This is a genomic window from Pseudoalteromonas sp. D15MCD-2 (assembly GCF_038562745.1).
In the GTDB taxonomy this organism is placed as follows: Bacteria; Pseudomonadota; Gammaproteobacteria; order Enterobacterales; family Alteromonadaceae; genus Pseudoalteromonas.
Window position 1 is genome coordinate 702,202 of sequence record NZ_JBCFQE010000001.1, and the last position, 16,833, is coordinate 719,034.

12 protein-coding genes are annotated in these 16,833 nt (G+C 42.7%); 6 read left to right on the plus strand and 6 right to left on the minus strand.

Going from position 1 to position 16,833, the window contains the following annotated elements; all coding sequences use genetic code 11:
• Positions 1–32 precede the first annotated feature (32 nt).
• The 3 genes from msrA to AADY36_RS03225 all read right to left on the minus strand — a co-directional run bounded on the left by msrA (position 33) and on the right by AADY36_RS03225 (position 4,804).
• Complete coding sequence (gene msrA, locus AADY36_RS03215; RefSeq protein WP_239962485.1) at positions 33–566, minus strand: peptide-methionine (S)-S-oxide reductase MsrA; 534 nt, start codon at positions 564–566, stop codon at positions 33–35.
• A gap of 84 nt (positions 567–650) precedes the next feature.
• The gene (locus tag AADY36_RS03220; RefSeq protein ID WP_055021553.1) at positions 651–3,749 is read right to left on the minus strand and encodes an efflux RND transporter permease subunit; all 3,099 of its coding nucleotides are present in this window, start codon (positions 3,747–3,749) and stop codon (positions 651–653) included.
• Between the two features lie 2 nt (positions 3,750–3,751).
• Entirely contained in the window at positions 3,752–4,804 is a 1,053-nt protein-coding gene (locus AADY36_RS03225) for an efflux RND transporter periplasmic adaptor subunit (RefSeq protein WP_105181361.1), read from the minus strand.
• A 241-nt stretch (positions 4,805–5,045) separates the two neighbouring features.
• On the opposite strand from AADY36_RS03225, the gene AADY36_RS03230 reads away from it, so the two are divergent.
• The 4 genes from AADY36_RS03230 to AADY36_RS03245 all read left to right on the plus strand — a co-directional run bounded on the left by AADY36_RS03230 (position 5,046) and on the right by AADY36_RS03245 (position 8,404).
• Entirely contained in the window at positions 5,046–5,753 is a 708-nt protein-coding gene (locus AADY36_RS03230) for a DUF2982 domain-containing protein (RefSeq protein ID WP_342408486.1), read from the plus strand.
• Positions 5,754–5,786: 33 nt separating this feature from the next.
• Positions 5,787–6,119, plus strand: a complete 333-nt coding sequence (locus AADY36_RS03235) for a hypothetical protein (protein WP_054560926.1) — start codon at positions 5,787–5,789, stop codon at positions 6,117–6,119.
• A gap of 83 nt (positions 6,120–6,202) precedes the next feature.
• Positions 6,203–7,879: an Lcl C-terminal domain-containing protein gene (locus AADY36_RS03240; RefSeq protein WP_342408487.1), complete on the plus strand. Its 1,677-nt coding sequence runs from the start codon at positions 6,203–6,205 to the stop codon at positions 7,877–7,879.
• A gap of 3 nt (positions 7,880–7,882) precedes the next feature.
• Positions 7,883–8,404 carry an Lcl C-terminal domain-containing protein gene (locus AADY36_RS03245; protein ID WP_054560924.1) on the plus strand — a complete coding sequence of 174 codons (522 nt, stop codon included), beginning with the start codon at positions 7,883–7,885 and terminating at the stop codon, positions 8,402–8,404.
• On the opposite strand, the gene AADY36_RS03250 is transcribed toward AADY36_RS03245, so the two are convergent.
• Positions 8,392–9,501, minus strand: coding sequence for a tRNA nucleotidyltransferase (locus AADY36_RS03250; RefSeq protein ID WP_342408488.1), 1,110 nt, complete (start codon positions 9,499–9,501; stop codon positions 8,392–8,394). The genes AADY36_RS03245 and AADY36_RS03250 overlap by 13 nt on opposite strands.
• Positions 9,502–9,626: 125 nt before the next feature.
• Between AADY36_RS03250 and AADY36_RS03255 the strand changes: the two genes are divergently transcribed.
• Complete coding sequence (locus AADY36_RS03255) at positions 9,627–10,544, plus strand: ExeA family protein (protein ID WP_054560922.1); 918 nt, start codon at positions 9,627–9,629, stop codon at positions 10,542–10,544.
• 13 nt (positions 10,545–10,557) lie between these two features.
• Positions 10,558–11,610 (plus strand): general secretion pathway protein GspB, encoded by a 1,053-nt coding sequence (locus AADY36_RS03260; RefSeq protein WP_342408489.1) that lies wholly within the window; start codon positions 10,558–10,560, stop codon positions 11,608–11,610.
• Between the two features lie 19 nt (positions 11,611–11,629).
• On the opposite strand, the gene AADY36_RS03265 is transcribed toward AADY36_RS03260, so the two are convergent.
• Together AADY36_RS03265 and putA are read right to left on the minus strand one after the other, a co-directional pair.
• The gene (locus AADY36_RS03265; protein ID WP_285220678.1) at positions 11,630–12,838 is read right to left on the minus strand and encodes an HD-GYP domain-containing protein; all 1,209 of its coding nucleotides are present in this window, start codon (positions 12,836–12,838) and stop codon (positions 11,630–11,632) included.
• A 161-nt stretch (positions 12,839–12,999) separates the two neighbouring features.
• Entirely contained in the window at positions 13,000–16,803 is a 3,804-nt protein-coding gene (gene putA / locus AADY36_RS03270) for a bifunctional proline dehydrogenase/L-glutamate gamma-semialdehyde dehydrogenase PutA (RefSeq protein WP_054560919.1), read from the minus strand.
• Positions 16,804–16,833: the final 30 nt, after the last annotated feature.

The following is a 16,833-nucleotide window of genomic DNA, read 5'->3' on the forward strand; positions in this document are numbered from 1 at the left end:
TAAAAGCTCGCTACCTACTTAGCGGGCTTTTTTCATTTTAGTTTATCTGCGTAATACTGTTCGAACTTTGCAAGCTTAGGGGCAATAAGAATACTGCAATAACCTTGATTTGGGTTTTCATTGTAATAGTCTTGATGGTACTGCTCTGCAGGGTAAAAGTTTGTAAGCGGGCTAAGCTCGGTGACAATCGGCTCATGAATTTGCTTTTGTAAGGCATCAATCATGGCTTGAGATTCTGCTTTTTGCTTTTCATCATGATAGTAAATAACACTTCGATACTGGGTGCCGACATCATTACCTTGGCGGTTTAACTGTGTGGCATCGTGTAAAGTGAAGAACATTTCAAGTAGGGTGTTATAGCTTACAATACTGCTGTCAAAATCGAGCTGAACCACTTCAGCGTGACCCGTTAAGCCAGTACAAATTTGCTGATAACTTGGGTTTTCAATCTCACCGCCGGCATAGCCAGAGCTGACATTAAGCACGCCTTTTACACGTCTAAATGCAGCATCAATACACCAAAAGCAGCCGCCGCCAAAAGTGGCGATTTGTATGTTGTTATCCATATTTCACTCCCTTACCGTTTTGCTGACTATAGCCGAAAAAACAAAACGCCGTAAAGACGGCGTTTTGTTAAAGCTTAAGCTCGTTTAAATTTCTTCTAACGGCTTGTCTTTTGCTTGTTGTTCTAACTTGCTCTGCAAGTACTCAGGCGACTGGGTATTTCTAGCAAGTGCGCTGTATGCTGCAGGTACTACGAACAAGGTTAGTAAGGTTGCAACAATAACACCTGTAAATACCACCACACCAATTACCATGCGACTTTCTGCACCTGGGCCACTTGCAAGAACTAGCGGTACCGAGCTCATCACTGTGGTCAGTGACGTCATAATAATTGGGCGTAAACGTTGTGTCGCAGCTTGGCTAATCGCTTCGTTAAACTCAACGCCTTTATCGCGCAGCTGGTTGGCGAACTCAACAATCAAGATACCGTTTTTCGCACTTAAACCTATCAGCATTACGATACCAATTTGGCTGTAAATATTTAGAGTAAGTCCGGTGTACCACAAGCCAAATAACGCACCCACTAAACCAAGTGGCACAGTAAGCATGATCACAAATGGGTGAATAAAGCTTTCAAATTGTGCTGCAAGTACTAAGAAGGTCACAGTCAGTGCCAGTATGAATACATAGGTCATTGCCGATGCACCTTCATAGAACAGCTGCGATTCACCCTTGTAGTCGATTGCACCGTCGATGTCGTTTTCTTCTGCTGCCACTTGATTTAAGAAGTTAAGCGCTTCTTCTAGGGTATAACCATCTGCTAAGTTAGCACTTAACGTAATTGCGCGCATACGGTTATAACGGTTTAAACGCGATGCGGTGGCTTCTTCTTTTAAGCTAATTAAGCTATCAAGCGGTACTAATTCGCCACTACGTGATTTTAAATAGATATTTGAGATATCAGTCGGGTTAGCAAAGTCTTCTTTGGTGCCTTTTAAAATCACATCGTATTCTTCACCACGATCGATAAAGGTCGTTACGCGGCGTTGCCCTAACATGGTTTCTAGCGTGCGACCCACATCCGATACAGAAACCCCTAAATCAGCGGCTTTGTTTTTATCAATGTTGATTAAAAACTGCGGGAATGTTTCTTTGTAATCATGATCGATTCTTACCAAGCCTGGGTTTTTCTCAGCACGCTTAATAATACGGTCTCGCCAATCGGCTAGCTGGTCGTAATCGTTACCTTGCAGTACAAATTCAATCGGACGAGATGAACCGCCGCCACCAATACCACGGCGCATAATGGCAAACGCACGCACATCGGTCACTTCAGTCATTTTACCGCTGATTTCGTCCATTACTTCCCACGTCGAGCGCTTACGCTTATCCCAGTCAGCCATACCAATGATAGCAACACCACCTTGGCCTCCCCAGCCAGGTACACGAACAAGCACTCGGCTCAATTCACCAGACTCAGAGTAAGGCATTAAACGTTCTTCAATTTTTGCCATGTTTGCAGCGTTATTTTCATAACTTGCGCCCTCAGGGCCACTCATCATGATAAAGAAAGTACCGCGGTCTTCTTTTGGCGTAAGCTCTGAAGGCACTTTTTGAAACAGCATAAAGCTGGCAACACCGGCCAAAATCATAGTCAGTAGTAAGCTCCACTTACGGCCCATATTTGAAGCCAGCGAGTTACGATAGGCATTTTCGATTTTGTTAAAGGTTCTATCCATCCACTGGCTAAATTTACTCTCTTTTTCTGAAGCTTTTAACACTTTAGAGCAAAGCGCCGGAGAAAGCGTTAACGCCGTAATACTCGAGAAGAACACCGCGGCACTTACTGCCATCGCAAATTCTGTGAATAGGGCGCCAATACGGCCATCCATAAACACCAGCGGTACGAATACCGCAATCAATACGAGGGTAGTGGCAATAATCGCAAAGCCAACTTCACGGGCACCACGGAACGCAGCAAGCAGTGGCGGCTCACCCAACTCTATACGACGATGAATATTCTCAAGCATTACAATCGCATCATCTACTACTAAACCGATAGCAAGCACGAGTGCCAGAAGAGTTAACAAGTTGATTGAGTAACCCATAGCCAGCAAAAACATAAAACTGCCCACCAAGGCCACTGGTACGGTTACAGCAGGCACTAGGGTTGCGCGGATATTGCCTAAAAATAGGTAAATAACCAAGACAACTAGCGCCATTGAAATCCCAAGGGTTCTATACACTTCATCAATAGACTCTTTGATGAAAATAGATGAGTCATAGCTGTCTTGAATGGTGGTGCCTTCTGGCAGGTTACGCTTAATTTTTTCAAGCTCTGCGCGGGCATTATCAACCACGGTTAGGGTGTTGGCTTTGGCTTGCTTGACGATACCCAAACCAATCATATTACGGCCATTACCTCGGAATAAACTTTCGTCGTCAGCAGCTTCTAAGTGAACATCAGCTACTTCACCTAAACGTACTAAATAGCCATCATCGCCACGTTTGATTACTAGATTTCTAAAGTCTCGCTGATCTTTATAACTACGCGCGGTACGTACTGTAAAATCACGGTCGATAGATTCGATTTCACCGGCAGGTAATTCAACGTTTTCAGTGCGTAAGGTATTTTCAATATCGCTACTTGTAATACCGCGCGCTGCCATCGCTTTACGGTTTAACCAGATTTTCATTGCATATTTACGCTCGCCACCAACGCGTACGTTAGAGACACCATCAACAACGGCTAATCGGTCAACAATAAAGCGCTGTGCGTAATCAGATAACTGCAATGAATCCATGGTAGTACTGTTTAGTACAAACCAGGCAATTGGGCTTTCATCACTGTTTGATTTAGAGACCTCTGGTGGGCGAACTTGCTCAGGTAAGCTATCAAGGGCACGGGCTACACGTTCGCGTACATCGTTTGATGCGGCATCGATATCGCGGCTGATATTAAATTCAATAGTGATATTTGAGCGGCCATTACGGCTTGATGAGTTAATACTTTTAATGCCTTCGATACCCGAAATGCGGTTTTCGAGTACTTGGGTGATTTTCGTTTCAATAATCTCTGCGCTGGCACCTGTGTAATCAGTGCTAACGCTGACAATCGGTGTTTCAATATCAGGGTATTCGCGCAGTGGTAGCATAGAAAATGCCACCAAACCAAAGGTAAGTAATAACAGGTTTATTACGATCGCAAAGACCGGGCGTTTAACGCTAGTATCAGTAATTTTCATGTTTAGCCCTTGATACTTACTTTGCTGCCAGTACGGATCTTAATGATGCCTTCAGTCACGACTTGCTGACCATTTTCAAGGCCTTTATCAATAGCTACCCAGCCATTGTGACGACCCGCCACATGTACTTCGACTTTGTTAGCAACGCCATCTTCAATTTGGAACACGTAGTGTTTGTCTTGCTGAGGAATGACGGCTTTCTCTGGTACCATAAGCGCTTGGTTTGAGCTTAACTCTAATGCGGTATTTAACAGCATACCTGGGCGTAACAGGCCTTTTTCATTGATAAAGCTTGCTGTCACTTCAACGCTACGAGTGACTGAATCGATACGCGAGCTAATATGCGTCACTTTACCGTTAAAGGTTCTATCTGGGTAAGCATCGTTTTGCGTCATCACTTTCATTCCTAGCTGTAACTGCGCTAGGTATTTTTCTGGTACTTTAAAGTCGACTTTAATGATGCTGATATCATCAAGAGTGGTGATGTTTGTAGTATTGCTAACATAAGTACCAATTGAAATTTCACGCTTACCAAGTAAGCCAGAAAACGGTGCTTTAATCGTCATTTCTGCCAGCTTTGTTTTAGCGCTTTCAAGTTGTGCTTCGGTTGCGTCTACGCGTGATAGCTGCTCTTCTAGTAACGATTTAGCCGTAGCCTGTGAGCGAGATAGCTCAGTAAGGCGTTCAAGTTGACGGCGTTCTTCACGTAAATTAATGCTTAGCTCTTTCACTGCTAACTCTTCTTCTTGAGATTGCAATTGAACCAGTTTTTGACCTTTACTGACTAAGTCGCCATCATTGAAAAAGATATCGGTAACATAATCGTTTTGTGCACTGCGGATATAAATAGCTTGGTTAGCACGAGCACTACCAATTGCTTCTATTAGCACAGCATTTTCTTCGGCTGTAACAGTGTGTGCTGTCACTTGAGTTGCACGGTCGCCAAAGTTGCTTTGTTCACCTTGGCTTGAAGGTAAATACAAATAAATACATAACCCTAGTAAAAGGGTAATAATAAAAGGAAAAAGTGCTTTACCAGATTGTGTAGAATACATCATCGTGTTACCAGAAAATTAGTTGAGTGTAGTGTACAAAATTAGTACGTGCCCCGTATGTCAGGTATCTCATAAATTTGTGCATTTGGCGTAAAAGTTAAAAGTTCGGCTAATTTGTTCCTTTATTGTGACTAAAAGAGAGGTTTTAGTATGGGTAAAGAGCCAAAATGTAATTATTGTTTAACGCTTAGAAAGATAGTTTTGGTCACAATTGTGATGTTTATTTTTTACTTTTCTGTTTATGGATAAGAAACCTCCTGCACTTAGAGTGCGCGCACAAGCATCCCGCCATGGCAGTGAGTTTTTAATTGTTGGTGGTATTGGGTTAATCATTATTATGCTAGTTAACCTATTGAGGCCCGGTGAAATTAGCATTGTTGAGATTTTTTTAGCCACAACCTGCATAGCGGCAATTTTTATTGGCTTTTTAAAAACTCAAGAACCATACTTTAGCCTAACATTTACTCAGAATTTACTTATTTATCATCACAAAGTTGGGAATTGGCAGCTAAATCATGCTAATTTTCATCATAGTGGTATACCAAAAGTGGAACAGGGCTTAGAATACCTTGAGTTAAATGCAGTTGGTATTAAACTCAATAACATAGATGAATTTTTAACACAGATTCACCCAAGAATTGCCGGACGATTACTAATAGAGCAGCGTCATCTATTTATGCAAGTTATTCAAAAACATTGCAAAAATGGTGATTGCCCATCAAAATGGTTAATAGAAGAGACGGACTACACTGCCCCAAGTGGTCAGCTTTACAAAGGATTGATTGCCATGTTTGCCAATCGTACGCAGCATTTAAGGCAGTTGACAGGATACGATTTATTATTGCCTGCCAATGTACTTGATGTTGATATTTGGCAATTTAATGCTGATTTGAATCGTTGGAAACTGAATCCTAGTGAGTTTATAGAGACTCGCTTACAGAAAAAGTAAGCTATAGGTGGCAGTAAGTAGTAGGAAAAGGCTATGAGTCAAGAACGTTCTTTTATTAAAAGCGGTCGAAACACAATTATACATAAAGATAAAAAACTCGACTTAGTGGTTGTGAATGGTGAGAACCATCCACGCATTAAAGTTACTCAAAACGGTTTAGAGCCGTTTAAAGAAGACCTGCCAAAAAACCGTCGTGAAGCCAAAGAGCGCTACTTAGAGATGGTGTATGTATCAAGCCCAGATGTATTTGCAGAAGAAAAACGTTTGTTGTTTATTCAAGCCCTTGATGGCAGAGAGTACAAAGTTGATTACAGTAAAATAGGCACTAAGCTCTTCGTACGTATTCACCAAGATAGTTATTTATAATTCCTAGTCTGGCACTTTAATTGCTTGTTATTAGCTTATTTGGCAGTCGGCCATGACCGACTTTGCATTTTAAGGTGGTAAACATGAGATTAGTGCCTCTTACCCTAGTTGCATTAACGACATTAACAGGCTGTGGCGGCGGTGGTGGTTCGAGTGATTCGAACCCAGTCGCAGCAACAGTTAATGCAGGCTCCGATCAGCAAATTATTGAAAAAAGTGAATTTACTGTCTCTGCCCAAGGCTCCCCAGCTGATGGCACCTTTACTTGGGAGCGAGTCAGTGGCCCTGCACTAGAAGGTTTTCCAGCAGAGGGCGCAGAACAAACCATTACCGCGCCTGATATTAAACTCGACTCTGAACTTGTTTTAAAAGTGAATTATCAAACCGATGGGCAACTTGTTTCCGATCAAGTCAGTATTTTTATTACATCAAATAATCAACTGCCAGTTGCAGTGATCACGCAAACCGCGCCAGAAGAGTTACCATCACAATATAATGATGTGATCACATTAAGTGGCGAAGAGTCTGTTGATATTGATGAAAACGGCTCAGTTGACAGTTACTTGTGGACTCAACTTGATGGCCCAGATTTAACGGCTGACAGTTACAACAATCAAACCATTAGCTTTACTCACCCACTACTTGAATCAAATACAGCGATGACGTGGCGTTTAACTGTAACAGATGATGAAGGTGGCTCAGCAAGCACTGAGGCGTCGTTTACCTTAAACAAAACCGTTGAGGTAATTATTGCGGATGCAGGTGAAGATCAGCAGGTTATTGAGTTTGATACCGTACCCCTTGATGCCAGCAATAGTGAAATTGTGACAGCAACAAAGTCATGTTTTTGGGAGCAATTAACAGGTGAAACTGTGACCTTGGCAAACCAGAACCAGTGTATCACGACGTTTGTAGCCCCTGATGTTGATACCGATTCAGAGCTTAGTTTTGAAGTTACCGTGACTGACAGTAAATCGCGAAGCGACACAGATACTGTGATTATCGATATTAGCCCAAAACCACTTGGTTTAATTAACGATACAGGCATGAGTGATTGCTATAACAACTCACAAAAAATTAATTGTGACAGCGAAGATTTCCCAAGCCAAGACGCCGATGTAGGTCGTGATAGTGTCGCAAACCAACTAGATAAAGTAGGTCAGGGCGACTTAGCGTTTGATTTTACTAAAATGAATGAATTTGCCGACGAACTCCCTGATGATGCGACCAGCTTTAGTTGTGTACGCGATAACGTGACGGGCCTTATTTGGGAAGTAAAAGAAGCCAGTTCAACATTACCACCGTCGACAGCTGATCGTGCAGCAACAAACCATTATACCTGGTATTTAAATGGTTCAAGTGGTGTGCAAACGGGTAGTGTGCAAGGGGCTGCGAGCTCTACTTGCCCAAGCACCAGTGACTGTGGTCTGCAAACTTACATTAATGATGTGAACAGCAGCGATTTTTGCGGTGGTACAAATTGGCGTGTGCCAACTTACACCGAATTATTAGGGTTATTAGATTATGCCAAGCAAGGTGAGCCTACATTGCTTAATGGTGATTTCTTCCCTAATCAACCAAGTGATACTCAGCTAAGCAGTGATAGTAGCTCATTCATGCCTTATTGGACTTCACAAACAGCGGCAGATGGTACGAGTTTATCGCAAGCTTATATTATCGATATGAGTAGTGCTAATGACTTAGCATATCCAAAAAGTAATACCGCCTTTGTGCGCTTAGTTAGAACGCCGGGAGAGTAAAATATGCGAAAGTTACCTTTAATCACAGTAATTACCGGTATTGCTCTGCAATCGGGTTTTGCTGCTGCGCAAGTATGTTACAGCGCCGTCAATGAGACGACCCCTGATAGCCGTTTTGTAATTAACGAAGATGGCACTGTGAGTGATAGCGAAACGGGTCTTATGTGGCAACGTTGTACGTTTGGTCAAAGTTATGATAGTGACACGGATACTTGCGAGGGCACGAGCCAGCAGCTTACATGGGGCGAAGCTTTACGCGGGGCTGAAAATGCAACCTTTGCTGATTACAGTGATTGGCATGTGCCAAATGTTAAAGAATTAGCAAGTATTTTAGAGCATAGTTGTGTGCAGCCTAGTATTAACGAAAACGCATTTTTATCGACTAAGCTGCAAAACTACTGGAGTAGCACTTCAGGGATCAGTCGCACTGATCTAGCTTGGGTGTATCAATTTGATAAAGGCATCAACAGCCTTCACGCAAAAACGTCCGATGTTTATTTGCGTTTAGTGCGCTACGAAAAGTAGCCTTTAATAATCTCTAACCGCGCTTGCTCAAGCGCGGTTTTTATTTCTGCGCCTTTAATACCTTGTGCAATAAACTGTTGCGGGTTGACAGCTCGTGCTTGCGTGGCTGCATTTACTAAAGAGTCATAGCTGGCTACTGGCTGTTGCTGGCTTATCTCTAACACCTTTAATACTTGCTCAAAACGTTCAGGACGACGCCATAAATCAAGTTGGTTAAAGCAAGCAAAAACGGCCTCGCTAGATGGTTTTTCTGCACTTAACGTTGTTTGATGTGTTTGGCTAAATAGCGCTAAATCGCGCACTTCATTAGGTATGCGTATCTTGCTAGCCATCGCTTTTATCTCGTCGCTTGAAAGCGCTAAGGTAACTTGGCTAAATAATAACGCAGTGTCACTAACTTGCAGTTTATTCGCATAGGCAAAGCGAGCTTGTAAAGTATGGTAAAGCTCATCACACCATTTACTTTCAAGCTCAGAGCTAATTACATGCAGGCCGCCAATGCTGGCAAGTACATTTAAAAACTCGCAAAATGCGCCATCGCTTAGAGATTTTTCGCATTCTAACCAAACGCGTTCAGCTGTTAGTGTGTTTAGCTCTTTGGCTTTGACCATATCAATTAAAAGCGCCTTGGTTTCTGGCGCAATAGTAAAGCCGAGGTAATGGTAACGAGCAGCAAAACGGGCTACGCGTAATATGCGTAGAGGGTCTTCACTAAAGGCATCGGAGACATGACGTAACACACGATTCTCAAGGTCTTGTTGGCCAGAAAAAGGGTCAACTAAGCTGCCATCTTGAGCTTGAGCAATGGCATTTACGGTGAGATCTCGACGAATTAAGTCTTGCTCTAATGTGACATCTGGCGTGAAATCACAAATGAAGCCGGTGTAACCTTGGCCTTGCTTTCGCTCGGTGCGCGCTAGCGCATATTCTTCTTTACTTTGTGGGTGTAAAAATACCGGAAAATCTTTACCAACTTGTTGATAGCCTTGTCTGATCAATTGCTCAGGCGTTGCACCAACTACCACATAGTCGCGCTCTTTAACGTCACGACCAAGTAGAGCGTCTCTGACTGCGCCACCGACTAAATAAACCTGCATAAAACACCTATAATTTTGCCTTTTCGCTATTTTACGTTATTTAGCCAATAAAATGTAAACAAGGTTTTAAGTAGCGATGTTTTTTGCCATTATAGACCGTGATTTTAAACGCAAGGAATAACACGGTGTATTTAAGCTATTTTGGCTTGTCAGAAAAACCCTTTTCGATTGCCCCAAATCCTGAGTATTTATTTCTTAGTGAGCGCCATAAAGAGGCGTTAGCGCACCTTACCTATGGGTTAGGTGAAGCGGGTGGCTTCGTTTTGTTAACAGGCGAAGTGGGTACAGGTAAAACAACACTAACAAGAAGTCTGCAAGAGCAGTTACCTGAAAACACCCAAGTGGCACAAATTCATAATCCGGCTTTGTCACAGCTTGAACTGCTTGCCAGTATTTGTGATGAATTAAAGATTGAGTACGACGGTACTAATGCGACTTTGAAGACCCTAACTGATGTGATTAAAAAGCACCTTGAGGCAAACAATCAAGCGGGCGGTCACACCATCTTAATTATTGATGAAGCACAATTACTCGCACCTGATGTGCTAGAGCAGCTGCGCTTGTTAACCAATATCGAAACAGATCATAAAAAGCTGCTGCAAATTGTATTAGTAGGGCAACCTGAGCTTCAAGAACTACTAAAACGCACTGAATTAAGACAACTTGCCCAGCGTATTACTGCGCGTTATCACTTATTACCACTCACTGAAGGACAAGTGTTTGCCTATGTTAAGCACCGTTTATTTAAAGCGGGCACAGAGCAAGCATTGTTCTCAGGGGATGCGTTAAAAGCGATTTATCAGGTTACTCAAGGCGTACCAAGATTGATCAATTTATTATGTGAGCGCTGTTTAGTGGGAGCTTTTTCACAGCAAAAATTGAGTATCGACAGCGAGCTTGTGATGCGCTCAGCCGCAGAAGCACTGCCGCCAACCAGCACTCCTGTTGCTGTAGCAAATAAAGAGCCGAGTTATGTTTGGCTTTACCCAGTTTCATTTTTAGCCGTATTAGGAATGGGTATTGGTTTATCCTACCTAATATAACGAGTGTTCATTTATGTCATTATTACTAGATGCAATTAAACAATCTGATCAGCACGCACAAACTGCCGTTGATCATGACCAAGCCGCACTTGCGCTCAAACAACAGCAAGAATTAACACGGTATCGACGCTTAGCTTTTTCATTTGGGCTATTACTGGCGGCAATATTGACGCTTATGGCAGGATTTTCGATTGGTAAATGGTTACAGCAAACTAAACCTGCTGCTGAGCAGCCAAAGCTTGTTAATAACAGCAATGAAACCACAGAAAGCGTTGCCACTGAGGCTCAGGCAAGTCCTGAAACACAGCAACCCGCTAAGCAACAGCAAGTAGCGCAAAGCCAAAACCCGCAAGCGACCAATAACCCAGCCCAAGTAACAACGATGCAACAAGGGCAAGTGCAACAATCTGTACCGCAACAAATGATGCAGCAGGTGCCAGTGCAAGGTCAGCAATATCAGTGGGTACAAGTTCCGGTAAATTCAGCCTCTATGTATGCAAATCAAGGTTATCAAGTACAACCTCAGTACCAGCAACAAGCTGTGTATCAAAATCAGCCAGTGTATCAACCACAGCCACAGTTTTCGCAGCCAATGCAACAAATCAACCCGCAGCAAATGAGCAGTAATGGCATTGATTTAAGTAAATACAAGGTGCTAGGCAAGCCACTTAATGGTCAGCCAACTCAACCAGCTTCTCAATCATCAACAAATGATGAGCTCAAAGATGTACCAGATACATTGAAAGATGCTTTTGCTAAAGCGGTTGAAGATGTTGATAACAAACATAGTGTTGATATTACCCGTAGCACTAAAAATACGTCTTATGCAGAGCCAATTGAGCTCTTGCCAGATGCATTACAAAGTCTCATTCCTACCATTAAATACCAAGCGCATATTTATGCTTCAGAAACATCGAAGCGTTGGATAAAGTTAAATGGTCGTGAGTTATACGAAGGCGATAACATAGGTGTGTTATCAGTCATTGAAATCACTCCAGAGCAGAGCTTATTAAGCTACGATGGGTATGAGTTTACTTTAAAAGCATTACAAGACTGGCCTGAGTAGCCAGTCTTTAGTTTAAGGGCTAAGGTAGAATAGCACTTTTAAAAAAGCGGATCAGGTCGATGTTAAAGTCTCTCGGCCTGACTGCTGATTCTAAGCTATCGTGGCAACGGCTGTTAGCCAAATCAATATCTTGCACTTCGGTATAGCGTGCATGTTTAGCGTTATAAAACACTTTCACTTGAGGTTTTAAAGGACTTGTAGGGTTACTGTGTGTGACCAAACCTAATTTTTGGCTTTCAAGTTTAACTAAGGTGCCGACTGGGTGAACACCGATGCACTGAATAAACTTAGTGACCAGGTCTCCATCAAAGCTATCTGGGCAGCCATCTTTAAGTATCTTAAACGCTTTAATTGGCTCCATTCCTGCTTTATAGACCCGCTCTGCGGTTAATGCATCATACACATCAACAATTGAAGCCATACGTACGTACAAGCTGATTTCTTCACCACTTTTACCAAATGGGTAGCCACTGCCGTCTAAGCGTTCATGATGGAAGCCAGCTATATCAACAGCAATCCCGCTCAAGCCTGCTTGCTCTAAAATTTCTTTACTGAAACGAGCATGATCTTGAATAGCTTTGTACTCTTCATCTGTTAACTTGCCAGGCTTATTGAGTATCTCATCGGGAATATTGATCTTACCAATATCGTGAAGTAAAGCACCGGTCGCAAGCTCTTCAATAACGGCTTTTTCAATACCTAAGTGTTTAGCAAAAATACTCATCAAAATTGATACATTGATAGAATGCTCAAGTAGGTAAGCATCTTTTTCACGCATTCGAGTGATACAGGCAAGCGCATCTTGATTACGAAAAACTGAATCAATAAAGCCACTTGCGAGTTCTTTAAAAGGGGCAATATCAATTTTGTTGCCATCGCGGATATCGTCAAAGGCTTTGCTTTGCAATGATCTTGCTTCGTTATATAAGCTGTTTGCTTTGCCCATTTCTGCAGACACACTGTGGGTAGTGTGCCAAGGGTCAAAAGCGCTAGTCTCGCCAACAGGTTGCGGATTATGTTGCTGCTCAACCACTTTATTCTCACTGTCTAAGGTCAGTGTTTTGTCCGGGTCTATCGCTATTTCTAATATGCCAGCCTTGATCAGCTTGTCTATGCTTCCCTGTGTTTTTACCCAACCTTGGTTTTTTATACGGATCTTGCCTTTTTGTTTTGTCACACTTTGGACAAACATGCCGGGCTTAAGTTGATTGATAGGGAGTGTTTTCAAAGCCTTTACTTCTAGTCGAATACATTACTATAAAACTAGCAGAAAATTTGTAGCTCGGTAAACAAGAATAGTAAAAAGGTATCTGTAAAAATCAAAAGCCCCCGCAAATGCGAGGGCTTTTAAGTAGCTCAGAAAAGTTTAATTTCCTTTAACTAATACGGTTACTCGTCGTCTTCAACTAAGGTCATTAGTGATGTGTTACCACCTGAAGCGGTTGTATCAACACTGATTGTTTTCTCAGTGAGTAAGCGCTTGATTAGCGTGTCATAGTACTCAGAGCTGATCACTGGCAGGATTGCACCTTTACGTTGTGCTAGCTGCTGGCTAAAGTAGCCTAAGCGTGATGAACGAGCTGCAACAACCGCACCTGCAAGGTGAGGGTGCGCCAAGATAGCTTGTAACTGATTAGGTTTAGCTACTTGGAATACACCTTCAGCGATACCTGTTGAGATAAACTTGTCTCTGAATGCAACTGCTTCGTCAAAGAATAACTCAGAAGCAACCGTGATTACCGTGTTACCAGCAGCAAGTGCTGTGATAATCGAAATTGCCCAGAAGTTAAATGACGTACTCTTATCTGCATAACAAACCACACAGCCACGAGGCTCTAAGTGAAGTGTGTTTGACTCACCCGTTGGTCCAGGTAACACAGTGTGCTTACGCATGTGTTTTTCAAGACGGTTAAGTTGCGCACGGGCATCAGCTAGCGTTAATGCTAAATCATCGGCAAGTTCGTCGATAATTTCTACAGTCGCTACTTTTGCAAGTAATTGACGCACAGCAGAAACTCGGTCGTTCAGTGGTGTCGCACGCCAGATTTTCTCGTCGCGTAATGAGTTATCCATTAGCGTAGCAACCTGCTCAGCTGCACCTGAATAGTGGTGAGTATCTAGCTCATCAGGTGTTAGGTTAGTCATTTGTACGTTATCTGGTGATGCTTTTTCTTTCACTAGACGTTGTAGGTAGTTAGGGCCACCCGCTTTAGGACCAGTACCAGATAAACCACGGCCACCGAAAGGTTGTACGCCAACAATCGCACCGATCATATTACGGTTGATGTAAACGTTACCTGCACGTGACATTTTCGCTAGGTATTCACAGCGCTCTTCGATACGCGAATGCACACCCATTGTTAAGCCAAAGCCTGTGCCATTGATTTGGTCAATCACGTTATCAAGCTCTGTGCCTTTAAAGCGGATGATATGTACACATGGGCCAAATACTTCGCGCTTAAGTACAGATAAATCTTTGATTTCGTATAAACGAGGCGCAAAGAAGTAAGCACCATTTTCATTGTTATCAGGAATAGCACACTCATAGTGAAGTGTTGCATTACCTTTTAAGTATTCAACATGGTCATTTAAATTTTTCAGTGCTTTTTCGTCGATAACAGGACCGATATCAGTTGAAAGCAATGACGGGTCGCCAACGTGAAGCTCTTTTAAAGCACCTTTGATCATCTCAATGATGCCATCAGCAACGTCTTCTTGTAAGAATAATACACGCAGTGCAGAACAGCGTTGACCAGCACTTTGGAAACCTGAACTGATCACATCGTCAACAACTTGCTCTGGTAGAGCGGTTGAGTCAACGATCATACAGTTTTGACCGCCTGTTTCAGCGATAAGCGGTACTTGAATATCATTACGCGCAGCAAGTGTTTGCGAAATAACAGTACCTGTTTCTGTAGAACCTGTGAACATAACAGCTTGAATGCGCTCATCAGGAACGATAGTTTTACCTACTTCGCTACCACGAGCAATAACAGGTTGTACAACGTGCTCTGGTAAACCTACAGATAGCATCAGTTCAATGGTACGAAGTGCGATTAAGCTTGTTTGCTCAGCAGGTTTAGCAATAACTGTGTTACCAGTCACGATTGCTGCAGCTACTTGACCTAAGAAGATTGCAAGTGGGAAGTTCCATGGGCTGATACATAAGATCACCCCACGTGCTTCAAAGCGCTCATCTTCAGAAAGTTCTTCAGCGCGTGCCGCGTAGTAGCGGCAGAAATCCACTGCTTCACGAACTTCATCGATACCATCTTGGGTAATTTTACCAGCTTCTTTAATACAGATAGCAACAAGCTCATCGTGGTGACGTTCTAAGATGTCAGCAACACGACGTAATAAGTTTGCGCGCTCTTTTACAGGCGTTTGTGACCATGACTCAAATGCTTTTTCTGCATTTTCTAAAAGAGCAGTCATTTCGTCAGAAGATTGTAGTTTCACATGACCAATAATCTCTTTGTGATTTGCAGGGTTCTTCACAGGAAGAGAGCCTTCTGGCACATCGCTTAATTCAATGCGATGCTCATCAAACCAGGTATCAAGGTTTTCTTTAAATGGTGTGATGACGTTGATATCAGTTAAGTCCATACCTTTTGAGTTAGCACGTTCTTCACCGTATAAATCAATTGGCATCTTGATTTGCGTGTTGTACTTGTTACGTAAACCTTGCAGTGTTTCTACAGGGTCAGGTAATAGTGATTCAACAGGCTTAGTCGTATCAACAATCGCATTAACGAATGACGAGTTAGCACCGTTTTCTAATAAACGACGTACTAAGTATGCAAGTAAGTCTTCGTGTTGACCCACTGGTGCGTAAACACGACATTGAATTTTCTCTTGGGTTACGATTTGGTCGAATAACGACTCACCCATACCGTGCAGGCGTTGGAATTCAAAACCTTCGTTGTCGCCTTTTGCAACTTCTAAGATTGTTGCTGCAGTGTATGCGTTGTGTGTAGCAAATTGCGGATACAATACATCGCGTGCTTCTAGAAGCTTAATAGCACAAGCTTTGTAAGAAACGTCAGTGGTCGCCTTACGTGTAAATACCGGGTAATGATCTAAACCATCTTGTTGAGTGGTTTTGATTTCTGTATCCCAGTATGCACCTTTTACAAGGCGAACCATTAGTTTACGACCAACGCGACGAGCAAGTTCTGCAACCCACTCAACGACAAAAATAGCGCGCTTTTGGTATGCTTGAACTGCTAAACCAAAGCCGTTCCAGTTACCTAAATCGTCATCACTGAATACCGCTTCAATAACATCTAAAGAGATATCTAAACGGTCAGCTTCTTCAGCATCAACAGTAAAACCGATATCGTAGCTTTTCGCTGCAAGCGCAAGCTCTTTTAACTTAGGTACAACTTCAGCAATAACACGTTCGCGGTGAGTGAACTCATAGCGTGGGTGAATCGCAGAAATTTTAACTGAGATACCAGGGCTCTTGATTGGTCCACGGCCATTTGCTGCTTTACCAATCGCGTGGATAGCTGTCATGTAGCTGTTGAAGTAACGCTCTGCATCTTTCATTGTGCGTGCGCCTTCACCTAGCATATCGTATGAGTAAACGTAGCCTTTTTGCTCTTTTTCTGCTGCACGTTCAATCGCTTCGTCGATAGTACGACCCATAACGAATTGCTTACCCATGATCTTCATCGCGAAGTTCACAGATTTACGAATAACAGGCTCACCTAAACGACCAATTGTTTTCTTAAGTACACCGAATTGCTGCTCTTTTGACTTGTCGCTGTAGTTAACCATTTTACCGGTTACTAACAGACCCCAAGAAGAGGCGTTTACAAATAAAGAATCGCTGCTACCTAAATGCGAGCTCCAGTCACCTTTAGCAAGTTTGTCACGAATTAGTGACTCTTGCGTTGCTTTATCTGGAACACGTAATAGTGCTTCTGCAAGACACATTAATACAACGCCTTCTTCACTTGAAAGTGAGAATTCATTTAATAGTGCATCTACACCGCTTTGACCATCCTGATCGCGACGGATATTTAAAACCATTTGACGAGCACGTTCCCACGCTCGGCTACGCGCTTTCACGCCTACTTCAGCCAAAGGCAAAATATGATCAATAACCGCATTTTCGTCAATACGGTAGAAATCACGGATCTTTTGTCTAATTGGACATTCAGTTGTCAAATCGCCATTAAATAGCATATGTAACCCTCTGGTATGTGGAGTCTAAAA

Bases quoted from the DNA above. Each gene is read 5' to 3' on its own strand.
- msrA (WP_239962485.1), bottom strand. From the start codon at position 566: ATGGATAACAACATACAAATCGCCACTTTTGGCGGCGGCTGCTTTTGG.
- AADY36_RS03220 (WP_055021553.1), bottom strand. From the start codon at position 3,749: ATGAAAATTACTGATACTAGCGTTAAACGCCCGGTCTTTGCGATCGTA.
- AADY36_RS03225 (WP_105181361.1), bottom strand. From the start codon at position 4,804: ATGTATTCTACACAATCTGGTAAAGCACTTTTTCCTTTTATTATTACC.
- AADY36_RS03230 (WP_342408486.1), top strand. From the start codon at position 5,046: ATGGATAAGAAACCTCCTGCACTTAGAGTGCGCGCACAAGCATCCCGC.
- AADY36_RS03235 (WP_054560926.1), top strand. From the start codon at position 5,787: ATGAGTCAAGAACGTTCTTTTATTAAAAGCGGTCGAAACACAATTATA.
- AADY36_RS03240 (WP_342408487.1), top strand. From the start codon at position 6,203: ATGAGATTAGTGCCTCTTACCCTAGTTGCATTAACGACATTAACAGGC.
- AADY36_RS03245 (WP_054560924.1), top strand. From the start codon at position 7,883: ATGCGAAAGTTACCTTTAATCACAGTAATTACCGGTATTGCTCTGCAA.
- AADY36_RS03250 (WP_342408488.1), bottom strand. From the start codon at position 9,501: ATGCAGGTTTATTTAGTCGGTGGCGCAGTCAGAGACGCTCTACTTGGT.
- AADY36_RS03260 (WP_342408489.1), top strand. From the start codon at position 10,558: ATGTCATTATTACTAGATGCAATTAAACAATCTGATCAGCACGCACAA.
- putA (WP_054560919.1), bottom strand. From the start codon at position 16,803: ATGCTATTTAATGGCGATTTGACAACTGAATGTCCAATTAGACAAAAG.